At 50.9% G+C, this 22,943-nt stretch carries 25 protein-coding genes; 8 read left to right on the top strand and 17 right to left on the bottom strand.

Annotated features, from left to right (window positions below; all coding sequences use genetic code 11):
• Window positions 1-2 precede the first annotated feature (2 nt).
• The 5 genes from lepA to rpoE form a co-directional block, all read right to left on the bottom strand.
• The gene (lepA, locus tag EZV72_RS06125; protein WP_137166411.1) at window positions 3-1,799 is read right to left on the bottom strand and encodes a translation elongation factor 4; all 1,797 of its coding nucleotides are present in this window, start codon (window positions 1,797-1,799) and stop codon (window positions 3-5) included.
• Between the two features lie 190 nt (window positions 1,800-1,989).
• Complete coding sequence (locus tag EZV72_RS06120; RefSeq protein WP_137166410.1) at window positions 1,990-2,457, bottom strand: SoxR reducing system RseC family protein; 468 nt, start codon at window positions 2,455-2,457, stop codon at window positions 1,990-1,992.
• On the bottom strand, window positions 2,454-3,551 hold the full coding sequence (locus EZV72_RS06115; RefSeq protein ID WP_137166409.1) for a MucB/RseB C-terminal domain-containing protein: 1,098 nt from the start codon (window positions 3,549-3,551) through the stop codon (window positions 2,454-2,456). The genes EZV72_RS06120 and EZV72_RS06115 overlap by 4 nt, the downstream gene beginning before the upstream one ends.
• 10 nt (window positions 3,552-3,561) lie before the next feature.
• Window positions 3,562-4,143: a sigma-E factor negative regulatory protein gene (locus EZV72_RS06110; protein ID WP_137166408.1), complete on the bottom strand. Its 582-nt coding sequence runs from the start codon at window positions 4,141-4,143 to the stop codon at window positions 3,562-3,564.
• Window positions 4,144-4,218: 75 nt separating this feature from the next.
• A complete protein-coding gene (gene rpoE / locus EZV72_RS06105) occupies window positions 4,219-4,797 on the bottom strand; it encodes an RNA polymerase sigma factor RpoE (RefSeq protein WP_137166407.1) in 579 nt (192 codons plus the stop codon).
• Window positions 4,798-4,995: 198 nt separating this feature from the next.
• On the opposite strand from rpoE, the gene nadB reads away from it, so the two are divergent.
• Window positions 4,996-6,660, top strand: coding sequence for an L-aspartate oxidase (gene nadB / locus EZV72_RS06100; protein WP_137166406.1), 1,665 nt, complete (start codon window positions 4,996-4,998; stop codon window positions 6,658-6,660).
• A gap of 69 nt (window positions 6,661-6,729) precedes the next feature.
• Here nadB and EZV72_RS06095 read toward each other — a convergent pair whose 3' ends face one another.
• Genes EZV72_RS06095 through EZV72_RS06085 form a run of 3 tightly spaced genes read right to left on the bottom strand, consistent with a single transcriptional unit; the run spans window position 6,730 to window position 8,315 of the window.
• Window positions 6,730-7,620, bottom strand: coding sequence for a MaoC/PaaZ C-terminal domain-containing protein (locus EZV72_RS06095; RefSeq protein WP_137166405.1), 891 nt, complete (start codon window positions 7,618-7,620; stop codon window positions 6,730-6,732).
• A gap of 28 nt (window positions 7,621-7,648) precedes the next feature.
• Window positions 7,649-8,044, bottom strand: a complete 396-nt coding sequence (locus EZV72_RS06090) for a protein YgfX (protein WP_137166404.1) — start codon at window positions 8,042-8,044, stop codon at window positions 7,649-7,651.
• 19 nt (window positions 8,045-8,063) lie between these two features.
• Window positions 8,064-8,315 (bottom strand): FAD assembly factor SdhE, encoded by a 252-nt coding sequence (locus tag EZV72_RS06085; protein WP_137166403.1) that lies wholly within the window; start codon window positions 8,313-8,315, stop codon window positions 8,064-8,066.
• 154 nt (window positions 8,316-8,469) lie between these two features.
• On the opposite strand from EZV72_RS06085, the gene ygfZ reads away from it, so the two are divergent.
• Both ygfZ and EZV72_RS06075 read left to right on the top strand, forming a co-directional pair.
• Window positions 8,470-9,459: a tRNA-modifying protein YgfZ gene (gene ygfZ / locus EZV72_RS06080; protein ID WP_137166402.1), complete on the top strand. Its 990-nt coding sequence runs from the start codon at window positions 8,470-8,472 to the stop codon at window positions 9,457-9,459.
• A gap of 64 nt (window positions 9,460-9,523) precedes the next feature.
• A complete protein-coding gene (locus EZV72_RS06075) occupies window positions 9,524-10,006 on the top strand; it encodes an FKBP-type peptidyl-prolyl cis-trans isomerase (protein WP_137166401.1) in 483 nt (160 codons plus the stop codon).
• A gap of 65 nt (window positions 10,007-10,071) precedes the next feature.
• Here the strand turns inward: EZV72_RS06075 and EZV72_RS06070 are convergent, their stop codons facing one another.
• On the bottom strand, window positions 10,072-10,410 hold the full coding sequence (locus EZV72_RS06070; RefSeq protein WP_137166400.1) for a P-II family nitrogen regulator: 339 nt from the start codon (window positions 10,408-10,410) through the stop codon (window positions 10,072-10,074).
• A gap of 6 nt (window positions 10,411-10,416) precedes the next feature.
• Window positions 10,417-11,253: an ammonia-dependent NAD(+) synthetase gene (gene nadE / locus EZV72_RS06065; protein ID WP_137166399.1), complete on the bottom strand. Its 837-nt coding sequence runs from the start codon at window positions 11,251-11,253 to the stop codon at window positions 10,417-10,419.
• A gap of 242 nt (window positions 11,254-11,495) precedes the next feature.
• On the opposite strand from nadE, the gene EZV72_RS06060 reads away from it, so the two are divergent.
• Window positions 11,496-12,038, top strand: coding sequence for a GspH/FimT family pseudopilin (locus tag EZV72_RS06060; protein WP_137166398.1), 543 nt, complete (start codon window positions 11,496-11,498; stop codon window positions 12,036-12,038).
• A 15-nt stretch (window positions 12,039-12,053) separates the two neighbouring features.
• On the opposite strand, the gene EZV72_RS18725 is transcribed toward EZV72_RS06060, so the two are convergent.
• Window positions 12,054-12,440, bottom strand: a complete 387-nt coding sequence (locus EZV72_RS18725) for a type IV pilin protein (RefSeq protein ID WP_137168675.1) — start codon at window positions 12,438-12,440, stop codon at window positions 12,054-12,056.
• Window positions 12,441-12,502: 62 nt separating this feature from the next.
• Here EZV72_RS18725 and EZV72_RS06050 point away from each other — a divergent pair, with 62 nt between their 5' ends.
• The 4 genes from EZV72_RS06050 (at window position 12,503) to EZV72_RS06035 (ending at window position 15,274) form a co-directional block, all read left to right on the top strand.
• Complete coding sequence (locus EZV72_RS06050; RefSeq protein WP_175405058.1) at window positions 12,503-13,039, top strand: pilus assembly FimT family protein; 537 nt, start codon at window positions 12,503-12,505, stop codon at window positions 13,037-13,039.
• On the top strand, window positions 13,033-13,644 hold the full coding sequence (locus EZV72_RS06045; RefSeq protein ID WP_137166396.1) for a hypothetical protein: 612 nt from the start codon (window positions 13,033-13,035) through the stop codon (window positions 13,642-13,644). Before EZV72_RS06050 ends, EZV72_RS06045 begins: the two co-directional genes overlap by 7 nt.
• A 1-nt stretch (window position 13,645) precedes the next feature.
• The gene (locus EZV72_RS06040) at window positions 13,646-14,689 is read left to right on the top strand and encodes a hypothetical protein (protein WP_137166395.1); all 1,044 of its coding nucleotides are present in this window, start codon (window positions 13,646-13,648) and stop codon (window positions 14,687-14,689) included.
• 81 nt (window positions 14,690-14,770) lie between these two features.
• On the top strand, window positions 14,771-15,274 hold the full coding sequence (locus EZV72_RS06035; protein WP_137166394.1) for a hypothetical protein: 504 nt from the start codon (window positions 14,771-14,773) through the stop codon (window positions 15,272-15,274).
• Window positions 15,275-15,282: 8 nt separating this feature from the next.
• On the opposite strand, the gene EZV72_RS06030 is transcribed toward EZV72_RS06035, so the two are convergent.
• The 6 genes from EZV72_RS06030 to ispH all read right to left on the bottom strand — a co-directional run bounded on the left by EZV72_RS06030 (window position 15,283) and on the right by ispH (window position 22,936).
• Window positions 15,283-15,747, bottom strand: coding sequence for a type IV pilin protein (locus EZV72_RS06030; RefSeq protein WP_137166393.1), 465 nt, complete (start codon window positions 15,745-15,747; stop codon window positions 15,283-15,285).
• A gap of 18 nt (window positions 15,748-15,765) precedes the next feature.
• Window positions 15,766-19,851 (bottom strand): PilC/PilY family type IV pilus protein, encoded by a 4,086-nt coding sequence (locus EZV72_RS06025; protein WP_137166392.1) that lies wholly within the window; start codon window positions 19,849-19,851, stop codon window positions 15,766-15,768.
• An 11-nt stretch (window positions 19,852-19,862) separates the two neighbouring features.
• On the bottom strand, window positions 19,863-20,426 hold the full coding sequence (locus tag EZV72_RS06020) for a PilX N-terminal domain-containing pilus assembly protein (RefSeq protein ID WP_137166391.1): 564 nt from the start codon (window positions 20,424-20,426) through the stop codon (window positions 19,863-19,865).
• On the bottom strand, window positions 20,423-21,268 hold the full coding sequence (locus EZV72_RS06015) for a PilW family protein (protein ID WP_137166390.1): 846 nt from the start codon (window positions 21,266-21,268) through the stop codon (window positions 20,423-20,425). The genes EZV72_RS06020 and EZV72_RS06015 overlap by 4 nt, the downstream gene beginning before the upstream one ends.
• On the bottom strand, window positions 21,265-21,882 hold the full coding sequence (locus tag EZV72_RS06010) for a type IV pilus modification PilV family protein (RefSeq protein WP_137166389.1): 618 nt from the start codon (window positions 21,880-21,882) through the stop codon (window positions 21,265-21,267). The genes EZV72_RS06015 and EZV72_RS06010 overlap by 4 nt, the downstream gene beginning before the upstream one ends.
• A gap of 109 nt (window positions 21,883-21,991) precedes the next feature.
• Window positions 21,992-22,936, bottom strand: a complete 945-nt coding sequence (gene ispH, locus EZV72_RS06005) for a 4-hydroxy-3-methylbut-2-enyl diphosphate reductase (protein ID WP_137166388.1) — start codon at window positions 22,934-22,936, stop codon at window positions 21,992-21,994.
• Between the last annotated feature and the right edge of the window lie 7 nt (window positions 22,937-22,943).

Genomic DNA, 22,943 nt, shown 5'->3' with positions numbered 1-22,943 from the left:
TTTTATTTTCCAACCTTCAGTATTGCAAGGAAAGCGTCCTGTGGCAGTTCCACATTCCCTACCTGTTTCATCCGTTTTTTACCTTCTTTCTGCTTTTGCAGCAGCTTTTTCTTCCGGCTCACGTCACCGCCGTAACATTTCGCAATAACATTTTTACGCAGCTGTTTGACCGTACTACGCGCCACGATATGGTTGCCAATGGCAGCCTGAATCGCAATATCAAATTGCTGTCTGGGGATCAGCTCGCGCAGTTTCTCGACTAACTCGCGACCACGGCCCTGACTGTTTTCACGGTGGGTAATGATAGCCAGTGCGTCAACCCGCTCACTATTGATCAGAATGTCCACCCGTACCATGTCAGAGGCTGTAAACTTCTTAAAATTGTAGTCCAGTGACGCAAAACCACGGCTGGTAGATTTAAGACGGTCAAAGAAATCCAGGACCACTTCAGCCATTGGTATTTCATAGGTCAGCGCTACCTGATTACCGTGATATGCCATATTCGTTTGCATACCGCGCTTCTCTACGCACAGCGTAATAACGTTACCCAGGTATTCCTGAGGAACCAGGATGTTGGCTTCTACGATAGGCTCGCGAATCTCTTCAATGTCATTTACCGGTGGCAATTTAGACGGACTGTCCACAACCATGGTTTCACCACGGGTGGTCAGCACTTCATAAATTACTGTCGGGGCGGTGGTAATAAGGTCAAGATCATATTCGCGTTCCAGTCGTTCCTGCACAATTTCCATATGCAGCATGCCCAGATAACCTATCCGGAAACCAAAGCCCAGTGCTGCTGAACTCTCAGGCTCGAAAAACAGTGATGCATCGTTTAACGACAATTTGCTCAGTGCATCGCGAAAATCTTCGTAATCATCAGAGCTGACCGGGAATACACCGGCATAAACCTGCGGCTTTACTTTTTTAAACCCAGGCAGCATTTTATCAGCAGGACGTTTTGCAGAAGTAATGGTATCACCTACCGGCGCACCCAGAATTTCTTTAATACCGGCAATAACAAAACCCACTTCACCGGCGCGAAGCACCTGAGTTTCTTTTTGTTTTGGCGTGAAAATACCGATTTTGTCGGCCTGATGAACATTGCCGTTAGACATGATCTGAATCTTATCTTTAGCCCGCAGTTCACCTTCAACTATTTTCACCAGCGACACTACGCCCTGATAGTTATCGAACCAGGAGTCGACAATCAGCGCTTTCAGCGGGGCTTCGCGATCACCCACCGGAGGGGGGATACGCTTAACAATTTCTTCCAGCACATCTTCAATACCTACACCCGTCTTGGCCGAACAACGCACCGCTTCCATGGCATCAATGCCCACAATATCTTCGATTTCCTGAGCAATCCGATCCGGATCGGCCTGGGGCAGGTCAATTTTGTTCAGAATAGGAACCACTTCCAGGTCCATATCAAACGCGGTATAACAATTGGCCAGCGTCTGTGCTTCTACGCCCTGCCCTGCATCAACAACCAGCAGCGCACCATCACAGGCTGCCAGCGAGCGGGATACTTCGTAGGAGAAGTCAACGTGCCCTGGCGTATCAATGAAGTTCAGCTGATAGGTTTCACCATCTTTTGCGGTGTAATCCAGTGTTACACTCTGTGCTTTGATAGTGATGCCGCGCTCACGTTCCAGATCCATAGAATCCAGAACCTGCTCGGCCATTTCACGGTCTGTCAGTCCCCCGCATACCTGGATCAGGCGATCAGAAAGGGTGGATTTACCATGGTCAATGTGCGCGATAATGCTGAAGTTACGAATGTGCGAATGTTGCATAATGCTGGAAGTTACCTGCAATAAGTCTATACGTTATAAATACTTTGCGATGGCAAAGACTGATCAGGCGTGGCCGCTAGAACGGATACCGTTAACGACAACGCAAAGCGAGCGGATTTTACCTATTTCTGCGAGGAAAAGCGAATTAGTCACGCGATTAGGAGGATAATTCATCGCAATCGGAACGCGGTTAAGTAATGTCGATCGCCTGAGCCGGAGTGCTGACAGACAGGATCACTGGAGCAAAACGTCCCTGATCCAGGGTTTTCAGATGCCCGGACACCAGCACAAAGCTGGCCAGAGTAATTAGGCCACTGCCTGCCACCACCAGCAGTTCAAAGTCGAGACCCACAGTTTTAAGAAGCTGAGTCAGACCCGCAGCTGAGAGCACCAGCGCCAAGAGCGGCGCCATATACAACCAGGCCGACGCACTCAGTACGCCCACCTCCGGCACACCGACCTGCACTACATCACCCACACTCACGGTCATGGGCGTCTGTACCTCAATTCGCTGAGTTTTGGGTGCCATTGCCCGAGAGATGACGCCGGAGCCACAATCATCTTTGGCCTGGCAACTTGAACAGGTTGATTTAATCGCGGCTTCTAAGGTGACAGTGTCGCCGCTAACGGCAACCACAGTAGCTGTTTCAGTGATCACGGTTGTGATTGACCTTTCATTGTCAGCGAACGCGCCATAGCGCTGGCAGTTTGCAAGGGGATCTCACCCACCACAGTCACCTGCGCTGATCCGTTCACCAGCGTTAAAAATGTATTGAGCTCATGGCGCAGGGCAATATCTGAGCCCAGACCATTTTTGGCAGGCTGCACATAAACCGAAATATCGACCAGCCCATCACTAAACATTTTATACTCTACCACCTGCCCTGTCATGGCCAGTCGGCGGATGTCGCTGGACACCTCATGCATACCGGCGGGCAAAAAGCCTACTTCCCAGTTATGTACCGGTTTACGGGTTGTTCCCATCGCCATCGCCTCAGGCAGTGACGACTGATTGACCCGGGAAAAATAAGGATGAGGCTGGTCAGTCATAGTCAGTGCAGTGACCTGGATCTGTTCAAGCACATTCCCCTGCAAATCAAGGGTATTAAGTTTAAGCAGCATACCGGTGTCTTCATCCAGCCATAGCTGGTAACTGAAGCGCGAGTTGTCGCGGCTGATGATACGCAGTTGCTGGGCGGTTTTACCCGAAATCCGGGCCCGGCCGACACTGACTACATCATACCCTTCCTGCAATAATTGTGGCTCGGTCAGCAGTTCTGGCGGAATTGGTCCGTGGATGGCGCTGGAGCGAATACTATAGGGCTGAACATCAGGTTCAAACACACTCACCACATCCCCTACCCGGATCTGTTCCTGCCCGGGACCGTTCTGCAAGTTTAACTGCTCCATCACCGTGCCATCTTCAAGCACAGCATGCCGCCACAGGTAAGGCACGGTCTCCTGCCCTGATAGAGTACGCACCATTGACACCTGAAAATTCCGGTTTTTCACTGTTGACGCTAGCTTGTCTAACCATTTGGAAGCGCTGAGCCGGTCCTGCTGCGTCGCGTCAGCCGATTCTGCACCGGACTGCTGCTGAGCGGACGTGGTCGGTTGGGTTTGTAAGGTTTGCGCAAGGCTTTGACCAGCAAAGCACATTGCCAGCGCCGCTACACAGGAAAGTGTCAGACGACGAAAAGAATACGCCCGGCCGTCGTTGGCCAGGCGCAGGGTTCGATTCCTGATTTTCATTCACTACCAGTTATTTTTGTGGCTCAGCATCCTGCGTTTGCACTGCGTTGTCCGCCGCTTGCTTCAGCTTCACCTGTTGTTCATGATCGGAAATTAACGCATTAATTTTACGCTTATTTTCCATCATTACAGCCATATCGTTACGCGACACCGGTCTGGACTGCTCCAGACTGACCGGGGCCAGCCCACCCTGTGTGCCAATTAACGGCGCTGCAGAGCCTGAAGCAGCGTCGGTTGGCGCTGGCTGATTCATTTGCTGAACGCCAAGAATCACCGCCATAGCCACTGATGCTGCTACCGCTAACTGACCAGTTTGCCGCGCAAACGGGGCTACACTGCCGCTCAGCAAACGTTTCAGACGTGAGCGCTTAGGTGCCATGATCGTCGGCTCATCATTTAGCGCTGCTGCCACCTGCGCTGTAATATCCAGCTGTGGTGCAACGGTCGCCTCCTGACGCAAGGTACTACGAATAACATGGTAGCGCTGCCACTTTGCCTGTAGCGCTTCGTCCTGCTTAATGGCTTGCAGGATCTCACTGCTGTCTATTTCGCCGTCCATGAAGGCTGACAGTTTTTCTTGCTGTTGTGTCATATAAACAAATCCTGATCAAATCTGATCGAACATCACCCTATCACAGCTTGTTAGTCCGAATCATTACAGAAAAGTTCAACTTTCTAACAAGGGTTGTAAAACTTTATCGATGGCTTCCCGGGCTCTGAAAATACGTGACCGTACTGTTCCCACCGGGCAACCCATCACATTTGCGATTTCTTCATAGCTTAGTCCTTCAATTTCACGCAGGGTAATTGCCATGCGCAAATCATCCGGTAGTTTTTCCACCACCCGAAACAAGGTACTTTCAATCTCTTGAGACAACAGACTACGTTCTGGCGTGGATTGCTCTTTGAGCGCATCACTGCCTTCATAATAGTCTGCTTCATCAGCGTCCACATCGCTGGCAGGGGGTTTTCGTCCCTGGGCAACCAGATAGTTTTTCGCACTGTTTACCGCAATCCGGTATAACCAGGTGTAAAACGCACTGTCGCCGCGAAAATTGGGTAAGGCACGATAAGCTTTAATAAAAGCGTCCTGAGTGACATCGGCTACATCACCACTGTTTTTCACGTAGCGAGAAACCAGATGCATCACCTTGTGCTGATACCGTGTAACTAACAGATTAAAAGCGTTTTTGTCGCCGCTTTGTACTTTTTCAACGATCTGTTGATCGGTAATCTGCTCGCTCATCTGAGCCCTATCTCCTTAACATCTACTACGCAATAGCTCACACAAGCATTAGGGTAGACTGTGATAAATCCAGAAAGTTCGCTGCGATTGACGATAAATTGCAAAATTCATCGGTCGAATGCAATTAAGCCCATTGTGTTTTACTGCTCATCCTTTAGACTTGCCGAACCTTAGCTTAATGAATACCCGCTAAAATACATGAATTCAGTGTCATCTTCACTACCTTCCGGAGAGTCACAGTCAATTGAACATAATTGTGACGTGCTAATCATCGGCAGTGGTGCTGCAGGTTTAAGTCTGGCTCTCAAACTGGCCGACCACTGCAATGTAATCGTACTTAGCAAAAGTGACCGTAACGAAGGCTCGACCCGCTATGCGCAGGGCGGCATCGCTGCGGTTTTCGATGAACAGGACTCTATCGACAACCACGTTGAGGACACCCTGAATGCCGGGGCCGGCTTGTGTGATGAGGCCGCCGTGCGCTTTACCGCCGAAAAAGCCAAAGAAGCGCTAACCTGGCTGATCAACTACGGTGTACCGTTCGATAAAGAAGAGAATGCCCAGGGTGAAGAACGTTATCACCTGACCCGTGAAGGCGGGCATAGCCATCGTCGAATACTGCATGCTGCTGACGCCACAGGAGAAGCCTTGCAGCTGACCCTGAACGATGCCGTGGCCAACCATCCGAACATTCACTTTTTTGAACGCTATAATGCCATTGACCTGATCCCGTCTAAAGCACGCCAGGGCAGCTGCAGTGGTGTATATGTGTGGAACCGCCAGCGCGAACATGTCGAAGTGATTCGGGCTCGCTTTATCACCCTGGCGACCGGCGGCGGCAGTAAGGTTTATCAGTACACGTCCAACCCCGATGTGTCCAGCGGTGACGGCATTGCCATGGCCTGGCGCGCCGGCTGCCGGGTGGCCAACATGGAATTTAACCAGTTTCACCCGACCTGCCTGTATCATCCGCAAGCACGCAATTTCCTGATCTCAGAAGCACTGCGCGGTGAAGGTGCCCAGCTGTGTCACGCTGATGGCACCCGGTTTATGCATAACTTTGATGAACGCGGCGATCTGGCCCCCCGGGACATTGTGGCGCGGGCCATCGACTATGAAATGAAGCGACTGGGTGCAGATTGCATGTATCTGGATATCAGTCACAAACCAGCCGACTTTATTGTTAAGCATTTTCCTAATATCTACCGTAAGTGCCGTGCTCTGGGTCTGGATATTACCCGTGAACCTATTCCGGTTGTGCCGGCAGCGCACTACAGTTGTGGCGGCGTCATGGTGGACTTCAATGCCCGCACCGATCTGGATAATGTTTATGCCATTGGTGAAGTGGCCTATACCGGTCTGCATGGGGCTAACCGGATGGCATCAAACTCGCTGCTGGAGTGCGTGGTGTACGCTGCCTCGGCGGCTGACCACATACTTGGCCGATTGCAGGATCCAGCGGGTGATGAGCCCATTGCGCCATGGGACGAATCTCAGGTCAGCAACTCAGATGAAGAAGTTATCATTCAACACAACTGGCATGAGTTGCGCCTGTTTATGTGGGACTACGTCGGCATTGTGCGCACCAATAAGCGGCTTGAACGGGCATTACGCCGAATTAACCTGCTGGAACAGGAAATTCAGGAGTATTACTCACACTTCCGGGTGTCTAATAATCTGCTGGAGCTGCGAAACCTGGTGACTGTGGCCGAGCTTATTGTACGCTGTGCCATGCAGCGTAAGGAAAGTCGAGGACTGCACTTTAACCTGGATTATCCGCACACCGAGGAAAAACCGGTGCCGACCATTTTGCGCCCATCCCGGCATTCCGCCCATTCGGTGCCCGGTACGCTGGGCCCCTAGCCTGCCGGCTATCATCCGATAGCTTGACGTGTCACTGGCTATAAAGGCCAGTGACACGGTTTGTCTCTTTTACGGTGAAAACGTCAGCGTCCCCTCCAAATGGGCTGCGCTCAGCGAGGTATTAGTAACAATGAACTCACGCTTACTGCTCTGGGGCGAGGCATATACCTGTGCTTTACCGGGTAACATCAGTGGCGACATAAACCGGTTTTCTAACAGCAATGAGCCAGATTGAGTTGCCGGGCCCTGCCAGGCATCTTTGAGGATCACGGAGCCTGATGCAGCTAATGACCACATCCCGTGGGCAATGGCCTTACGAAATCCCATCACTGATGCGCTCAGGCGGCTCAGGTGAATTGGATTAGCATCACCGGAAAGCGCTGCATAACGCCGCCCTGTTCCACGACTTGCAGTCAGTTCTGCGCAAACTGCCATCCCTTCGGGCAGCACAAGAGGAGCATCACCCTTTGCCCGGCGCGACCGGTTATACTCTGGTTTAACGTGAGCGGCATTGACCCTGACCAGATAACTGGCGGTGGCTTCATAGACTCGCTGACGCTCCTGGCGTCCACTGACGGTAATATCAATTTCCCAGCCACGATGATGCTGTCTGACGCCGCTGTAGCTGGCATATAAATGCACCGGTACACCTATCTCATAGGTATGCGACAACCGGATGCGGTTGCCCATATGCACCAGCCCCATCACCGGAAACGGGCTTTTTGGCGTAGTCAGGCACTTAAGCTGGAGCGGCAAACTCAGCATTTGCAGATAACAGGGGTGCAACGGCCGGCCGGCGTCCCAGCCCACCATATCGCAATACTTTTGGTAGGTTCTTTTTTCCACCAACACCTGGCGATCATACTCACAGGTAGGCAGGCCCGGCGGTTTAAACTGGCTCAGCACAACCTTATCAGCCCGCTGTCGCAAAGCCTTGCCGTATAAACGCAGTAAACTCATAACTTTTTACACATATTGATTGTCGGCTTCATTGACGCAATGCCCTGGCCAGGCGACGGTAATCTGCGGTGGTGCACTCACTGCGAAACAGCCAGCGAACCATCGTATGACCGGACGGTTGCTCGAAATGCAGCACCAACCCAAAAGGCGTTGCCCTGGAAGCCGGACTGATAAACCAGCGCGCAGAGTCTGCCAGATGCTCACCAGAGATAGCCTGCTGCCAGCCGAGGTGGCCGTCGTACAGCACTTCATACTGGCGGTCAGCATCTCCGGGGCGAACAGCCAGGAATGCCAGGCAGGCAGTCAAAACAGGCAGTGCTATTACCAGCCAGCCGGGCACAAAGGACCAGAGGTTGTCGTGGGTCAGGCACAAAGCGCCGGTTACCATCAGTACCGGAATGCCCGGACGCCAGCGCCTTACCACTGAAGGAGTCAGCCGAATCCTATACTTTGACACGGCTTAGAATGTGAGCAACCATCGCGGCCAGCTCTGGATCATCACACTTTTGATGACCCATGAACCAGGCAAACAGATCCGGATCATCACTGGTCAACAGGCGTTCAAAGGTTTCCTGGTCTTCTTCGCTTAATTCGGCAAAGCCGGTTTCTACAAACGGCAAAAACAGAACATCCAGTTCGAGCATGCCGCGGCGGCACGCCCACTTCAAACGTGCCAGTCGTTTAGGTGAAAACATATACAACAGAACCGATTAGTAATATTGGCCATACTATATCATGCAGCATCCGGTTGAATCACTGACCTTTTTGTCTAAATTGGCCGGTTTTCCCTTGCTTATTTGTAACAAACCCCAACTGTAAGACATAACCATTTTTTACGGGAGCACATTTATGACCACGCTTGCAGGTTTAGGCGATATTGCCAGTAACTTTATCATTCCACTGGAACATTACGGTGTGATAGCGCTGAATGGCGATGATAAGGAAACCTACCTGCAGGGCCAGGTAACGGTCGATGTTCCCGGTATAACCAATACGCAGGCACGGCGCTCGGCCCACTGCGACTTTAAGGGTAAAGCCTGGTCACTGCAGACCATAGTGCGGCACGACCAGCAAATTTTGTTGAGTCTGCCTTCTGATGTTCTGGATATCTCCCTGGCACAGCTGAATAAATACGGGGTGTTTTCCAAAGTGGATATTGTGGATGCCAGCGAAACCTATCATCAGTTTGCTGTAAGTGGTGAACACGCACAGCAGTGGATTAATGATGAATTTGGTGCCCTGCCCGATAGTGATTTGGCCGCGGTTAGCAATGATGTTGGTGTCGCTATTCGTCTGGATGCGCCGGTGGGTGTTTATCTGGTTATTGCCAGTAACGCAATGATTAATAGTATTCAGCAGTTTGCCCAGACGGATGGGGTTGAACAATACGATTCCAGAGTATTTGAAGCCTTGTCAGTGGCGGCGGGCATTCCTCATATTACTACTGCGCACAGCAACGAATATGTGCCGCAGATGCTGAACTGGCAGGCTCTGGGTGGCATCGATTTTCGTAAAGGCTGTTACATGGGTCAGGAAGTCGTCGCCCGAACCAAATATCTGGGCAAAAATAAGCGCGCGGCGTTTATTTTCCGGGTGGATGCTGGCGTGCCCTTGCCCGCAGATGCTATGGTTGAAAAGAAAATTGGTGAAAACTGGCGTCGTGGTGGCGCAGTGGTTCGCAGTGCCATTCTGGGTGAAGAAACCTGGTTACTGGCAGTGCTAAGCAATGATACTGAAAATGAAGATATTTTCAGGCTGGCCAGCGCCCACGAGTATGAATTTTCGATTCAGGCTTTGCCTTATGTAATCGAACCAGAGAAAAGTAACGTGCGTAAATAATCTGTTCGGCAGACACGCACAAAATTCACGGTAGCTTCGGCTACCAGCAATATCAGGAACCATTATGACAATCACTTCCGACAGCGTCGTTTCTTTACACTACACAGTGTCATCTCAGGATGGGACTCAGCTGGACTCCTCAGAAGGTAAACAGCCGCTGACAGTTCTGCTGGGCAGACGCTTTCTGATCGAAGGGCTTGAAGATGCACTTGAAGGCAAGTCTACCGGTGACAAATTTGAAGTTGCGGTTGAGCCTGAAAAAGCTTACGGCCCACGTGTTGATGAACTGGTTCAGCAAGTACCAAAAGATATGTTTGACGGTATGGATGTAGAAGTGGGCATGTCTTTTCGTGCTACCACTGAGCAGGGTGAACAATCAGTGATGATTATCGATGTTGCCGATGACCACGTTGTGGTTGACGGTAACCATCCTCTGGCCGGCGTACCGCTGAACTTTGAAGTTGAAGTCGTTGAAGTTCGCGAACCAACGGCTGAAGAACTGGACCACGGTCACGCTCACGGACCTGGCAGCGGTCACGACCACTAAGTTGTGCAAAAAAAAACGCGGCCTGTGCCGCGTTTTTTATTGTCTGTCAGCCTGACTGAACCCGGTTACAGGGCTTCGTCGTTAACTTCGCCGGTCCGGATACGCAGCGCACTTTCCACATTGTAGACAAAAATCTTACCGTCACCGATTTTACCGGTATTGGCGGCTTGCTGAATTGCTTCGACTGCCTGCTCTACCCGCTCATCGGCCAGTACAATTTCAATTTTTATCTTCGGCAGAAAATCCACCTGATACTCTGCGCCACGATACAACTCAGTATGCCCTTTCTGACGCCCGAAGCCTTTTACTTCTGTTACCGTCATACCTGCCACACCAACCTCTGCCAGCGCTTCGCGTACATCGTCCATTTTAAACGGCTTTATAATCGCTTCTATTTTCTTCATGATCCTTTACTCTTCATCATAGATGGTTGGAATCGGCACCCGCTTGTGCTGAGTTTTGCGGTAGATAGACAATAACTTTTCGTCCACGCTGGCGTCAGTAGACCGGCCTTCCAGAAAATCATCAATCTGGTCGTAAGTCAGGCCCAGCGCCTGCTCATCGGCTTTTTGTGGCGTTAGTGTCTCCAAATCGGCAGTGGGGGCTTTGCTAATTACCGTTTCAGGTGCGCCCAGAAATGCAGCCACCTGACGAACCTGTCGTTTGTTCAGTCCGAACAATGGCGCCAAATCACATGCTCCGTCACCATACTTAGTATAGAAGCCGGTAATATTTTCTGCTGAATGGTCAGTCCCCAGCACCAGGCCATCGGTCATACCGGCAATTTCATACTGAATCACCATGCGGGTACGGGCTTTCACATTGCCTTTTACAAAATCCTGTTTTGCCTCGCTGTCGGGCAATAAGTCGACTGCTGACAATGCCGCAATGGTTTCATTATGAATAGCATCAGCACCAGGCTTAACATTGACCGCCACACTTTTGGTTGGCTGAATAAAATCAACAGACAGCTGCGCATCAGCCTCATCAGCCTGCGTGTCGTAAGGCAAACGGACTGCAATAAACTGGTATTTGCCGGGCTCTTCATTGTTCAGCTCATCCACTGCCAGCTGGGCCAGCCGACCCAACGTGCATGAATCAATCCCGCCTGATATACCCAACACCAGTGATGACAAACCAGACTGTTTAAGCTGGCTTTTGATAAATCCAACCCGACGTGCTACTTCCTGCTCTGCATCGATACCTGGCAGCACTTTCATTTCATTTATAACAGCTTGTTTTTCCATCTTTATTTCCAAATTTTGTCGAATGACGTCCTGAATAAGTTTACGCGATGTACATCACCCTGTCAGCCTGACACCAGACTGACAATATCATGCCCAATGACGTCGATATTGCGTCGGTTCACCGACTGATATTGTTATATCGGTTATTAAAAGCAACCCTGAGGCAAAATATTTTATACCCAAAACTATATAAAATTGTATAAGCTTTCACTACTGATTTGAGGATGAACTCTTTGTAAACTATGTTGAAACAGCGCGGCCTGACACTGGTGGAGCTGATGATTACCATCGCCATCGCAGCTATTTTGATCACCATCGGTGGTCCAGGTATCTCATCGTTACTGCAACAAAACCGGATTGTTGCAGATATCAATGATTTAAGCGCTATTGCGCGCATAGCCCGCTTTACTGCTGTTGACCAGTCCACCCCGGTAACGCTGTGTCCAACCACCGATTACATCAACTGCACCACTGACTGGTCAAAGTCCAAAATGGCATTTATCGACGATAACAACAACGGTGAGCACGAGTCAGCGGAGATGATGCTCGGCACCACTGAAAAGATAAACAGCAACAATACCCTGTCGGGCATCAGCGGCACGCTGACCTTTATGGCCGATGGCTCAATCTCCAGTGCAGCCACCATTAAAATCTGCCCGCAAAGCGGCGATGTGAAACAGGCCTCGGCACTGATTTTGTCCTTATTCGGTCGTATTGCAGTGGCCAATGACAGCGATGGTGACGGCATTAAAGAAGACGGTAACGACAGTAACCTGACCTGCTAATTTGTTTGGTAACCTTTATTCCCAGCAGCCTTGCGGACTGCGGTTAAACGACTCATCAACTGACATGATCGCACACGGGACTCCGGCATCTTTATGTTTAGCCACCAGACGGTAAGAGTCCATCGAAACATTTTCCACACTAAATGCATAGACGTTTGTTTGTGGCAAGGGTAATTCACTGGCTGTGGCATAGGTTTTACTGCTCAGCCGATGTTTTTCCTGCTCACTTTGCAGCTCCAGTAATGCCAGCCTGACTCCATCGAGCTTCGACTGACTGACATAAAACTGATATCCGGGTAACGCCAACGCAGCCAGAATACCAATCACTGCGACCACAATAAGTGTATCGAGCAATGTAAACCCACGCACTTTCATACTGAAAACCCTATCTTTGTACAGCATATTTTGCTGCTGAGCTTGTTTATGATTGCCTTACACTATCAACAATTACAGGCAAAAACGCTGTGCAAAAGGACAGATTTAAACGAGGCAGGGGCTTTACGCTGATCGAACTCATGGTAACCATTTGTATCGTTCTTATTCTGGTAACCCTCGGTGCTCCATCCTATACCACATGGCTGGAGCAAACCAGACTAAAAAACAGTGCGCAACAGCTGCGCCTGTTTTTACGCCAGGCCCAGCTGATTGCCCTGGAATCAGACCAGCCGGTATTTGTCCACTTTTTTACCCAGCCTGACTGCGCCACTATCAGTCATCTCCCCGAGTGCCCCTGTTACTTACCAGTCTGTCAGCTTCAGCATACCCAGGGACGCGGCATTTTTACTCCGCACATTCGCCTGGCCCAAGCCACATTCAGCGGTGTTGTCAGTACCTCATCAGGCAGCGCCCGGTTTGCCGGTGGCAGTGGCCTGGCCAGTGGCGGAGCCGGCAGCGTGCTGCTGCGTGCCGGACAACGCGATATCAGGGTGATACTCAGTCCGCTGGGCCGGACCCGATCCTGCACGCCTCAGGCCGCCTGGCCGGGAGTCGTGGCATGCTGACACAGCGCGGTATCTCCCTGACCGGCTTGCTGGTTGCCCTTGCTATCAGCGGCCTGCTGTTATCTGCAGCTTCAACTTTTGCCGCCAGAGTGCTTGTGAACCACACCCTGATGCAACACACACTGCGTATGGAAGACGAGCTGAACCGGCTTATTCAGCTAATGGCCAGCGAAATCGCCCGGGCTGGCTATGACGGCGCAGCCGCAATGCGCGCGTATCACGGGCAATCTCGTGCATTATCCCCCTTTTACCCTGCCTTAGTGACTGGTCACCACCCTGCTGAGCCGGCCAATAGCTGCGTGCTGTTTAATTACGATAAAAATCATGACGGACTGCGCACAGTGAATAGCCCCGCCGAAGTACTTGGATTTCGCCTGCGTAATCATGCGGTGGAATACCGGATTGCCGGAAAGCCCTGCACCGCTGGCGGCTGGCAGGATCTGAGCGATCCCGCCACCAGCCGAATCATAATGCTGAGCTTTATTCTTGAGCATTCTGCAGACGGCCAGGCAACCCGGGTTATCATCAGACTGGAGGGGCACCTGAGTGGGTATCCGGATATCAGTCGCACATTACAGCACAGCGTGCTGCTAAGGAACTACTGATATGCACCGGCAACAAGGAATGATCGTTATGGTCCCGATTGTACTGCTGTTGGGTATTGTGGCTGCCAGCTGCACCGTTACTCTGCAAAGTCTCAGTCTGATGTCACGGTTCAGTCAGCATGTGCAACATTCCCTGCTGCTGCGCAGCGAACGGGAACAGCAACTACAGCATGCCGTTACACTGGCAAAAGCGAACACACATAAAAATTTATCGCTGGCGCTTCCGGCCAATATGACATTGCAGAATAAAGCACAACGAATGACCCGTGGTGTGTTGCTGACGCTGTATGAGTTCAGCTATACCCAGCATCATATGCAGGGCGGCCTTGCCGTGCTTAACTTTCCGCTTATACGCAATATCCCGCCAGCCGGGTTGATGTTATTTACTTCGCTGGCTAGTGGCAGTGGCGTCAATATCGCCCTGATGCCGGCTCTGCTAGCTGGCCAGTCAAGATCGCTATGGAGCCGGTTCGACGTTTCCATGCACGGCGCGCGAAAAACCTGCCTGGTAACGTCCCCGCTCATAGCGCAGTGCACAGCCCCACTGTTGTCCGGTAACGGGATAAAAGGCATCGACGTTCATGATGCCAGCTCTGACTTTCCGGTCAGTGCCAGTCACTTTTTGTTTGGTCCGTCAATGGAGATGCCAGTCAGTACTCTGCTGCCTGGTCATGTCACCTGCAGTGCACTTAACTCTGACAGTCATGGCTTTTACCAGTTTCAGGACAACTGCGATGTGCCCGCCGGACACCATATTGGTAGCCCGGCCAACCCCGTATTACTGATTGTTCGCAATGCGTCGATTAACCTGGCCGCAAATAGTCGCATCTTCGGACTGGTGGTTAGTATGACTGATACGGGCCCTGCTCCTGCCATTAAAATGCAGGCCGGCGCTTTTGTTCACGGCGCCATGATGGTTACTCATGCAACCACGTCGGATAGCCGGCTCAACATTATTTATGACCAGAGCCTGTTACTGAACTTACAAAATAGTGAACGGTTACAAACCGGAAAGATAATTAAAGGCAGCTGGAGGGACTTTTAAGTGACGCAATTTCCACACCGCAGTTACGCAGGGCGACCATGTAAGCCTAAATCTCAGGGCGGCTTCGGGCTGACGGAATGCATGATTGCAGCTTTTATTCTGATGGCAGGGGCGCTGGCTGTAGCGCAGGCTACGCGTTTATGGCACCACAAAACCGGACATCTGGCGCTGGTCAGCCACCTGCACAGTGTGAGCAGCGAGATAGAAGCACAATTACAACCCGCGTTTTACAGCTCATCTGCCCAGCAACAGGTGGCATTGTTTAGCACACCATTGAGTACCGGCAATACCCTGGCTGCGCAGCTGAGCGGCCAGACAGCGCATGCTTTGCTTCCTGTCAGCCAAACGCTCAGTACATCAGTACAGACCTTTACGACTGAAAGTGACACCGCCACTGACACATTACAGCTAGCTGCCGCTTCGACCGGCAGTGTATCAGGCCCCCAATTGGTTGTGTTTGAGATGCATGTGAACCACAGTGCAAGTCAGCAAAGTCTGGATAGCATCATTAGCGTCAGTGTAGTCAGGCCTGATGGACTGGCCTATCCCGACACCTTTGCGTTTAATGATGGTTACGCTTTTTGACAGATACCCTAGCAGGACCAGCACATTTCTGCGCTACTGACCGAGCCGCTGTTATCCTTATCCCAGCCCTTGCGACCGTCACTGAAATAAACCAGCATGCCGTCCCCCGCCTGCGGAGTACCACTGACAGGCGTAGCACGAATTTCATAAGACAAATCATCAGCAACCGCAATGGTCAGGCTGTAACGTCGGTCTGCTTCGGGCTCTGAGACAGGAGAATGATCCGCATACACACTGGGAGAACCGGTATCACCTGACTCTGCTGCGCCTTTATAACTGAAAGTGCCGCTATGATGACGCTCCAAACTGGCGGCCAGCCCCATTAAATCAGCCTGAGCATTACTGCGATAGCTGCTGACCATTACGCCCTGATAGGACGGATATGCGATCGCAGCGATGATACTGACGATAGCCACGGTGATCATCAGCTCAATTAGCGTGAAACCTTTATTGTCACTTACTCTGGGGTTCATAAAACAACTCCTGCTGGCCTACTCCCGTTCAGTTTCAGTTTTCCAGCTTTCGTGAATAACCCGCTCAAATCGTCCATAAATATTCTCAGCAAGACAGGCAAAACTGGTCAGGCAGTCCTCCTGCGTTCCATCTGCTTTCACGGTGATGGCTGCCGCAGCACATTCAGTGCCCAGGCAGACCACCGGCTTAGATATCTCTTCAATCAGCACCCGTGTTTCAGGTGCAATGCCACTTTGGCGCAAATCAGCATACCGGTCTTCGTGTGTAATCACTCCATCCGCCGGGCCGCTGTCATTGTTGATGTCGTTTACGGCATTACCATTGACCAGATTCACCAGATACGCCCGGCTGCCACCAGAGGGTGGTGCACAGGCGCTTTGTGAACTGGCGGCCGGAATGTAGCTGGTAAACAGCACCTTGTAATCAATAATAAACGGCGATGCCAGAATCTTTTCACCGCCGGTTGTCATATTCAAAAACCAACCGTCTTTTCCGGCAAACGCCGTGGCTGCCAGCTCTCTGGTCGACGAATCGGCACTGGTCAGGTCGCTGGACGTTACATCATAAAGGTCAGCTTCGGTCACTGTTGGCATGAACGTATATTCATTATCGCTATCGGTGATAAAAACGCCCTTATCCTTTAGCATATAAAAGCGATCCTGCACATTGGTATCAAGTGGCGCTGCACGCCAGCCACTACCGAGGGCTACAGCGTAGTAATGTTCGTCTGCCAGGGCAATTTCAGACACATCAGGACCATAATAAAAATGGCGGTTATCCTGCTCTGAAGAGCCGCCGAAATCAGCCAGACGGCCCCCTTTGATCAGATCGCTGCCCGACTTGCCGTTGTAAATATCCATGCGGAATAATTGCCCACCGGCGTCAGCCATGTACATATGATCAGCCAGACCATCGTGATCACGGTCAATGACCGAGACCCGGCCCGGGATGCTGTATTTCATCTCCGGCAGGTTCAGGTCGGCATCTGTATTACTGGCTGACCACAACAGACTGCCGTTGTCCGCATCAAAAATATACACGGCATTGCCGTATGAATCGTCAGAACGGGTGGTTTTTGTATCATTGTTGTCATCATAGCCGCCACCTACAATCATCACATTTCTAGTGGTTCCACCGATCTTAATTTTTGTGATGGTTGGCTTTGACCAGGTCTGTCCAAGTTTTTCAACACCGGTACTCCCGCCGTTGATTTCAAACACCTGCTTTGGACTGGTTTTATTGGTAATGTCGAACACATAGTAGTTTCGGCCACCACGTCGCATGCCCACATACAGATACTTTTTGTTATCGAACTCCCTCAATACCATGTGACCATCCAGTCCATAGGTGTGGGTGTAAGTGCTGTTGTTCTCAAAGAAGGTATAAAGGTTGGACAACAGCGTGCGCGGTATAATGGCAAAATTTTCAGCGCCGGTGGCCCCATCAAAGGAATGCAGATACCCCTGGTTGGTCGCCACTAAAATCGCTGAGTCGGTGTCGGAATAATTAACCAGGATTGGCTGGGAATGAATAGGATCTCCCATCTGATGACGAATATCCGATGTGCTGCCATCGCCATCCGCATCCAGAATATCCACACCCCGCGCCCATTGCAGCAAGGATTCGCGCACGGATAAGACATCCAGAGAGACAGGCAAGGCCAAGTCCAGTGCAGTAATGGCCAGATTATCTTCGTGAATCCGATTGCTGTTTTTCATAATAGTGCCGTTGCCATCAGCCATGTAAATCGCTCTGGTTGAGCCCAGTTTTGATGCGGCTCCCCCTTCTGCAACCTGATTCCCATCCGGGCTGACCGACCAGTAGCTGTGAGCGCTCTCGGAGAAATAACCGGTTGTTGTATCAACAGCCTCCACTCCGTTTTTATCCAGAATCGAATTGCCACTTAATTTATACCGCTTCAGGTTACCCGGCCATAAAGCCCCTTCTGCGGGTTTAAACAGGGCAAAGTACAATTCGTCTTTGTGCGTGAGGCGGTTTTGCTGATTCACCGCCACACCCGGTGAAACAAACGTGGTATTCACGTCTTTAACAGAACGCAGAATAGTTTGAAAGGCTGCAAGTAGTTCGGTGCTGTTATCTGCTTTATAAAAACCGCCACCGCCTTTTGCCGCCAGTTTATTCAAAAAGTTATTTGCCGTGGAATTGGCGGCAAAACCGATGGTGTGAGTATTGACTCTGCGCCCGATAACCGACCGGTCTTTATCGTGAATATTTTCCACCAGATCCAGGCCACAGGTCTCATCACCGCTACCCGAGCAGGTTTTGCCAAGTAACGAGGCTATTTTGGATTTACTGACATTGCCATTTGCTTCGCCATCGGATAGCAGCACAATATGGTTATTAGTCTGACACTGTAAATCGCTGACAGGCGAAATATAGGTGGCGCCTGATGGGATCGATTCACTCATACAGTATGCAGAATTTAAATTGTTTTCGGTACAGCCTGGATGGCGCACAGCATCGCTCCCCAGATACGATGCCCGGTGGCTGACCCGGGTACTTCTTCGTACATCTTCGTTAGTACCACTGGTGCCTCGGGTAAGGCCATAGTCAACGTCCCGGCCGCCATAATAGTTGGTGGCTTCAAGAAGCGTATCTACAATAGGCGTAGTGCCCCTGGCTGACAAATCATCTATCAGACTCAGTAAATATTCTCTGACGGTGCTGGCAGCGCCTGGTGTTGCATCGCCTTTAAAAGAAATAATCAGCTGCGGCGCACCTGACGCATAGCCGTTATAGGTATAAGCCGCTCTGTTGCCATTGAAGTTATCAAATACCAGCCCCAGACTGTTCCCCGCTTCCCAGCCGCCACGATTTACAATCTCCTGTATAACAGCGGAAACATCCGGGCTGGAATGCCAGTAATTCTGATAAAACGACGGCACGTTCCATTGCTTACTGGACGATGTTTTATTAATACTGTTCAAACCGTATTGACCCAAATCATCCAGTTCGCCGATATTATTTTTTGCGATGCCACGAATCCGCATACTGGCAGAATAATTATTGTTGCTACTGGCTGCCAGCCGCAAATAAGCCGATTCTATGACCGCATCTTTTGGAATATTGACATTTTCAAACCGCAGGCCTATCAGCTTATTGTTGTTGTTATTGAAATTTAAAACACCGCCGGTGCTGTTGTTGCCATCATGCCGCTCTTCCCGGTTATTAGCCTGACTAGATACCTGATAAATTCGCTCTCCGGCAATACAGCCTGTGGCCGTAGCGTCATCGTAGGTCAGATAAAGCTGAGGTGCCTGATTTGTTCCCGAGTCGAATGCTTTAACTTTGCGGCTACTGCCTGCATTGACACTTTCTCCGGTAATAATAATACTCAGGGCATTGCCCCCGCACCAAGCTTCCTGGTCAACCACTTCCTGTATGACTGAAGTCAGATCAGGCGTCACCACTATCTCGTTACTTAACGGAAAAGCGTTGTCTTCTGACCATACCACCTCATTTGAAGTGGTGGTTCTCAAACCAATATTTTTGGTGGTGGCGGTAAATGGCTGACTGTCCGCCGTCAGCTCTGCCTTAAAGCGTAAGGTCGTTTCTGCAGCATCAAACTGAGAGGAAGTCAGGCGCAGGTAAGCCCCCGTCACCGTGGCCCCCTGCGGAATCATCAGGTTAGTGATACGGATACCTGAGGTCACCGTGCTGGTTCCCTGACTCAGGACCAGATCAGCAGAGTCGGTATTGGTGGTGAGCACAGTTTCATACGCATCACTGCCACTACTGGCCGTAGAGCGAATAATTTCGGGGGTGACAAAACTGTCAATATCACGAGCCGGGTAAAGCACCGGCCCGCCAACATTGGAAAAACGCATTAACCCGGCGTTCAGATTGGTGGCAGAGCTAAGCGCGGTTTTCAGCGCGGTTTTTACCCGCTCCATCCGGCTCAGGTCTGTGCCGTCTTTATTGCCCATACTGCCCGAGGTGTCCATGACAAACATAACATTGGGCTTGTAGGTCACCGCTGTATCTGCTGTTCCCAGATAGATATCCAGGTCATCCCCCATGGCTGATGCGCCAATGCACAGCCACAATACAAAAAAGCCAGTTAAACGCTGATAGAATTTCATTTTTCTGACCCTTAATTCGCTGCCGGTGCCAGTACAGCAGCAGAGGCCGTATTGGCAACAATCGTCTTATGACCACTAAGCTGGCCGCAACCACGAATGGCAAATACATGACAACTCAGGTTGCTGCCGCCAATCACATTACTGGAGCCCCGGCAGGCCTGTTCGCGAATAAAGGCGGTTTTAGACCAGCTTTTGGCACTGACCTCATCCTGATACATGGCATCTACCGTATGCACCGTATTAGAGGAAAGTCCGTCTTTGGTAACTTTACGGTCTGTCCAGGCAACATCACTACAGCGTAGCGTTTGTACCTGAGGGTCGAAGGCGGGTTGCTGGCGGGCCTCAGAAAGCGGATCCAGGCGTGCTGCATCGCTGAGTATCTGTTCATCTTCTGATTCAAAAAATACGCCGGCCAGCGCTGATTCTGCTGCGTCGAACGCCATACCCGACTGTTGCATCGACACGGCCATCTTGGTCTGATTAAGGCTGCTGGACACTGCGCTGACGCCAACAATGGTCAGCGATAGCAGAACCAGTAAAGCAAAAACCAGCACTACTCCCTGTTGCCGTTTCATTTTGCACTCCTTACAAAATTCTTCATATTGCGTAATGCTAAAGTTTGATTAAAGACTTGGTAGTAATGATTTTTATCTGTTGTTATCGGGTTTTCGTTCAGTACCGCCAGAGCATGTTCCGCCATCTGACTGACCTGACTATCATCACTTCGCAGCAAGATCCCGAGGCGAATAGCGACCACCTGTTGTCTGTTAGCACGGGCAAGCGCCAGCTCACCGGCTGTTACATAGCGTACCGCCAGTCCGTCAGACACCTCCGCCGCCTCGCTGATCCCGAACTGCACCTGAAAACTGATAACGTTATCCATCAGGGTAACCGATGATGCACTGACTGCACCGGCCTTAACGCCCCGCAGGATGCGTCCGTCATAACCGGTACAGCGCAACTGGTTATCTACCACCTGATACTGATTCACCACATGAAATTCAGTGTCATTGGCATAACCATGTTTAGCGCCGGCGCAATCTCTGGCATCGAGCAGATTCACCACCAGCTGATCATCGCCTCCGGCCGCAGCCTGCACCGACCCCAGAGTATTAGACGCAACATAATCGCCGGCCAGAGCGATCGGTCGATTTTGAATAAACGCAGCTTCGGTCAGGGTATCGACACTGGTATCAATTCGGCTGGCTATGGTGTCGTAGCGGCCAACTTCATACAATTCACGGCTTAGCCGGGTCATGATAAACCGACCCGATTCCTGCACTTGAGACACTGCCTGGTTCAGGTTGTTGGTTACCCGGCTGCTCACCATAATCTGGATAACACCGCCGGTAATAATGAGCCCCAGTACCAGGGAAATCATGAGTTCAATTAACGAAAAGCCACTTTGCCGCTTCATAGCAAAATGTCCTTAAATATGCAGGAGTTTTTATCGCCGGTACTAGGGTTACACCGGCTGTGCAGAGAATATTGCTGGTTCCCTGCGGTATGCACCGGCCAGCTGACCAGAATATGAATCATCGAACCTGCACTACAACTACTGGCATCACCCGCGATAAGGTCTGTGCAGGTAACAGAAAGCTGAGTAGTCGGATTGGTCTGCACCGCCGCACAGGATAATGCCCAGCCATCATACTGAGCCACTTCCAGTGCAGAGCATTGATTACCTTCGCAGTCCGGTACATCTGCCGGACGGGAAAGACAGTGACAATCGTAGGGGTCGCCGGTACAGCTTAAGCCGCTGAAGTTATAATTAGCGCTGGCAAAATACTGGTTATGCACCACTAAACCATCGCCAGTCAGAGGGGGGATGGCTGCTGCTCTTAAACGCTCAGCAACCTGATTAGCTACCAGCTCAGACTGAGTTCGGCTGATAGCATCTTTATTTGCAAATGAACCAACAAACTGTAACGAGGCCACACCCAGCAGTCCGATTGCCAGGATAAACAGGGTCACCAGAATTTCGATTAACCCTACACCACGTTCAAGTTTCAGGTGCGCCACGTTGCGCATAGCCGATCACTACCTTGTTAAACTTTATCCAGCTTATGCTATAACAAGGAAGGATACTGTTGGGTATCAGCAGATCGGTCTGGTTATTAAATTCAATTCGCTTTATTTATCAGCTAACTTGCTTTATCCGCAACTCTTTCGGCACGGCAAATTCTACATTTTCTTCACGGCCTTCCCGCTCCGTAGCTTTCACAGCGCCCCATTCTATAAGCTTATCAATAACGCCTTTAACCAGTACTTCAGGGGCTGACGCACCAGCGGTCACGCCGATATGCTCAACACCTTCCAGCCAGCTTTGCTGAATACACTGGGCATCAGCAATAAGATAGGCTTTTGCGCCTACCTTTTCAGCCAGCTCACGAAGACGGTTAGAGTTAGAACTATTTTGAGCACCGACCACCAGCAGCACCTCGCAGTCAGTGGCCAGTTCTCGCACTGCATCCTGACGGTTTTGCGTGGCATAACAAATGTCGTCTTTGCGCGGGCCATTGATGGCCGGGAATTTTGCACGCAGGGCATCAATCACATCCGCCGTGTCGTCAACCGAAAGTGTGGTCTGACTGCAATAGTAAAGATTCTGCGTGTCTTTTACTTCCAGTGTGGCCACATCGGCTGCCGACTCCACCAGATAAATACCGCCATCAGCATTGTTATACTGACCCATGGTACCTTCTACTTCCGGATGACCGGCATGGCCAATTAAAATGCATTCTGTGCCGGTTTTGCTGGCCCGGGTCACCTCCATGTGCACCTTGGTCACCAGCGGACAGGTCGCATCAAACACTTTCAGGCCACGGCTGTCGGCTTCTTTGCGTACTGCCTGAGACACGCCGTGGGCAGAAAAGATTACGATGCTGTCATCGGGCACTTCGTGTAGTTCATCAACAAAAATCGCACCGCGGTCACGCAAACCGTCTACGACAAACTTATTGTGCACTACTTCATGACGCACATAGATGGGCGGTTTAAACATCTCCAGCGCGCGTTCCACAATAGTAATTGCGCGGTCTACACCAGCGCAAAAACCGCGGGGGTTGGCTAAATGAATTTGCATTCTTTGC

This window comes from Salinimonas lutimaris (genome assembly GCF_005222225.1).
Classification (GTDB): domain Bacteria; phylum Pseudomonadota; class Gammaproteobacteria; order Enterobacterales; family Alteromonadaceae; genus Alteromonas; species Alteromonas lutimaris.
This window is presented reverse-complemented; position numbering and strand designations above follow the sequence as displayed.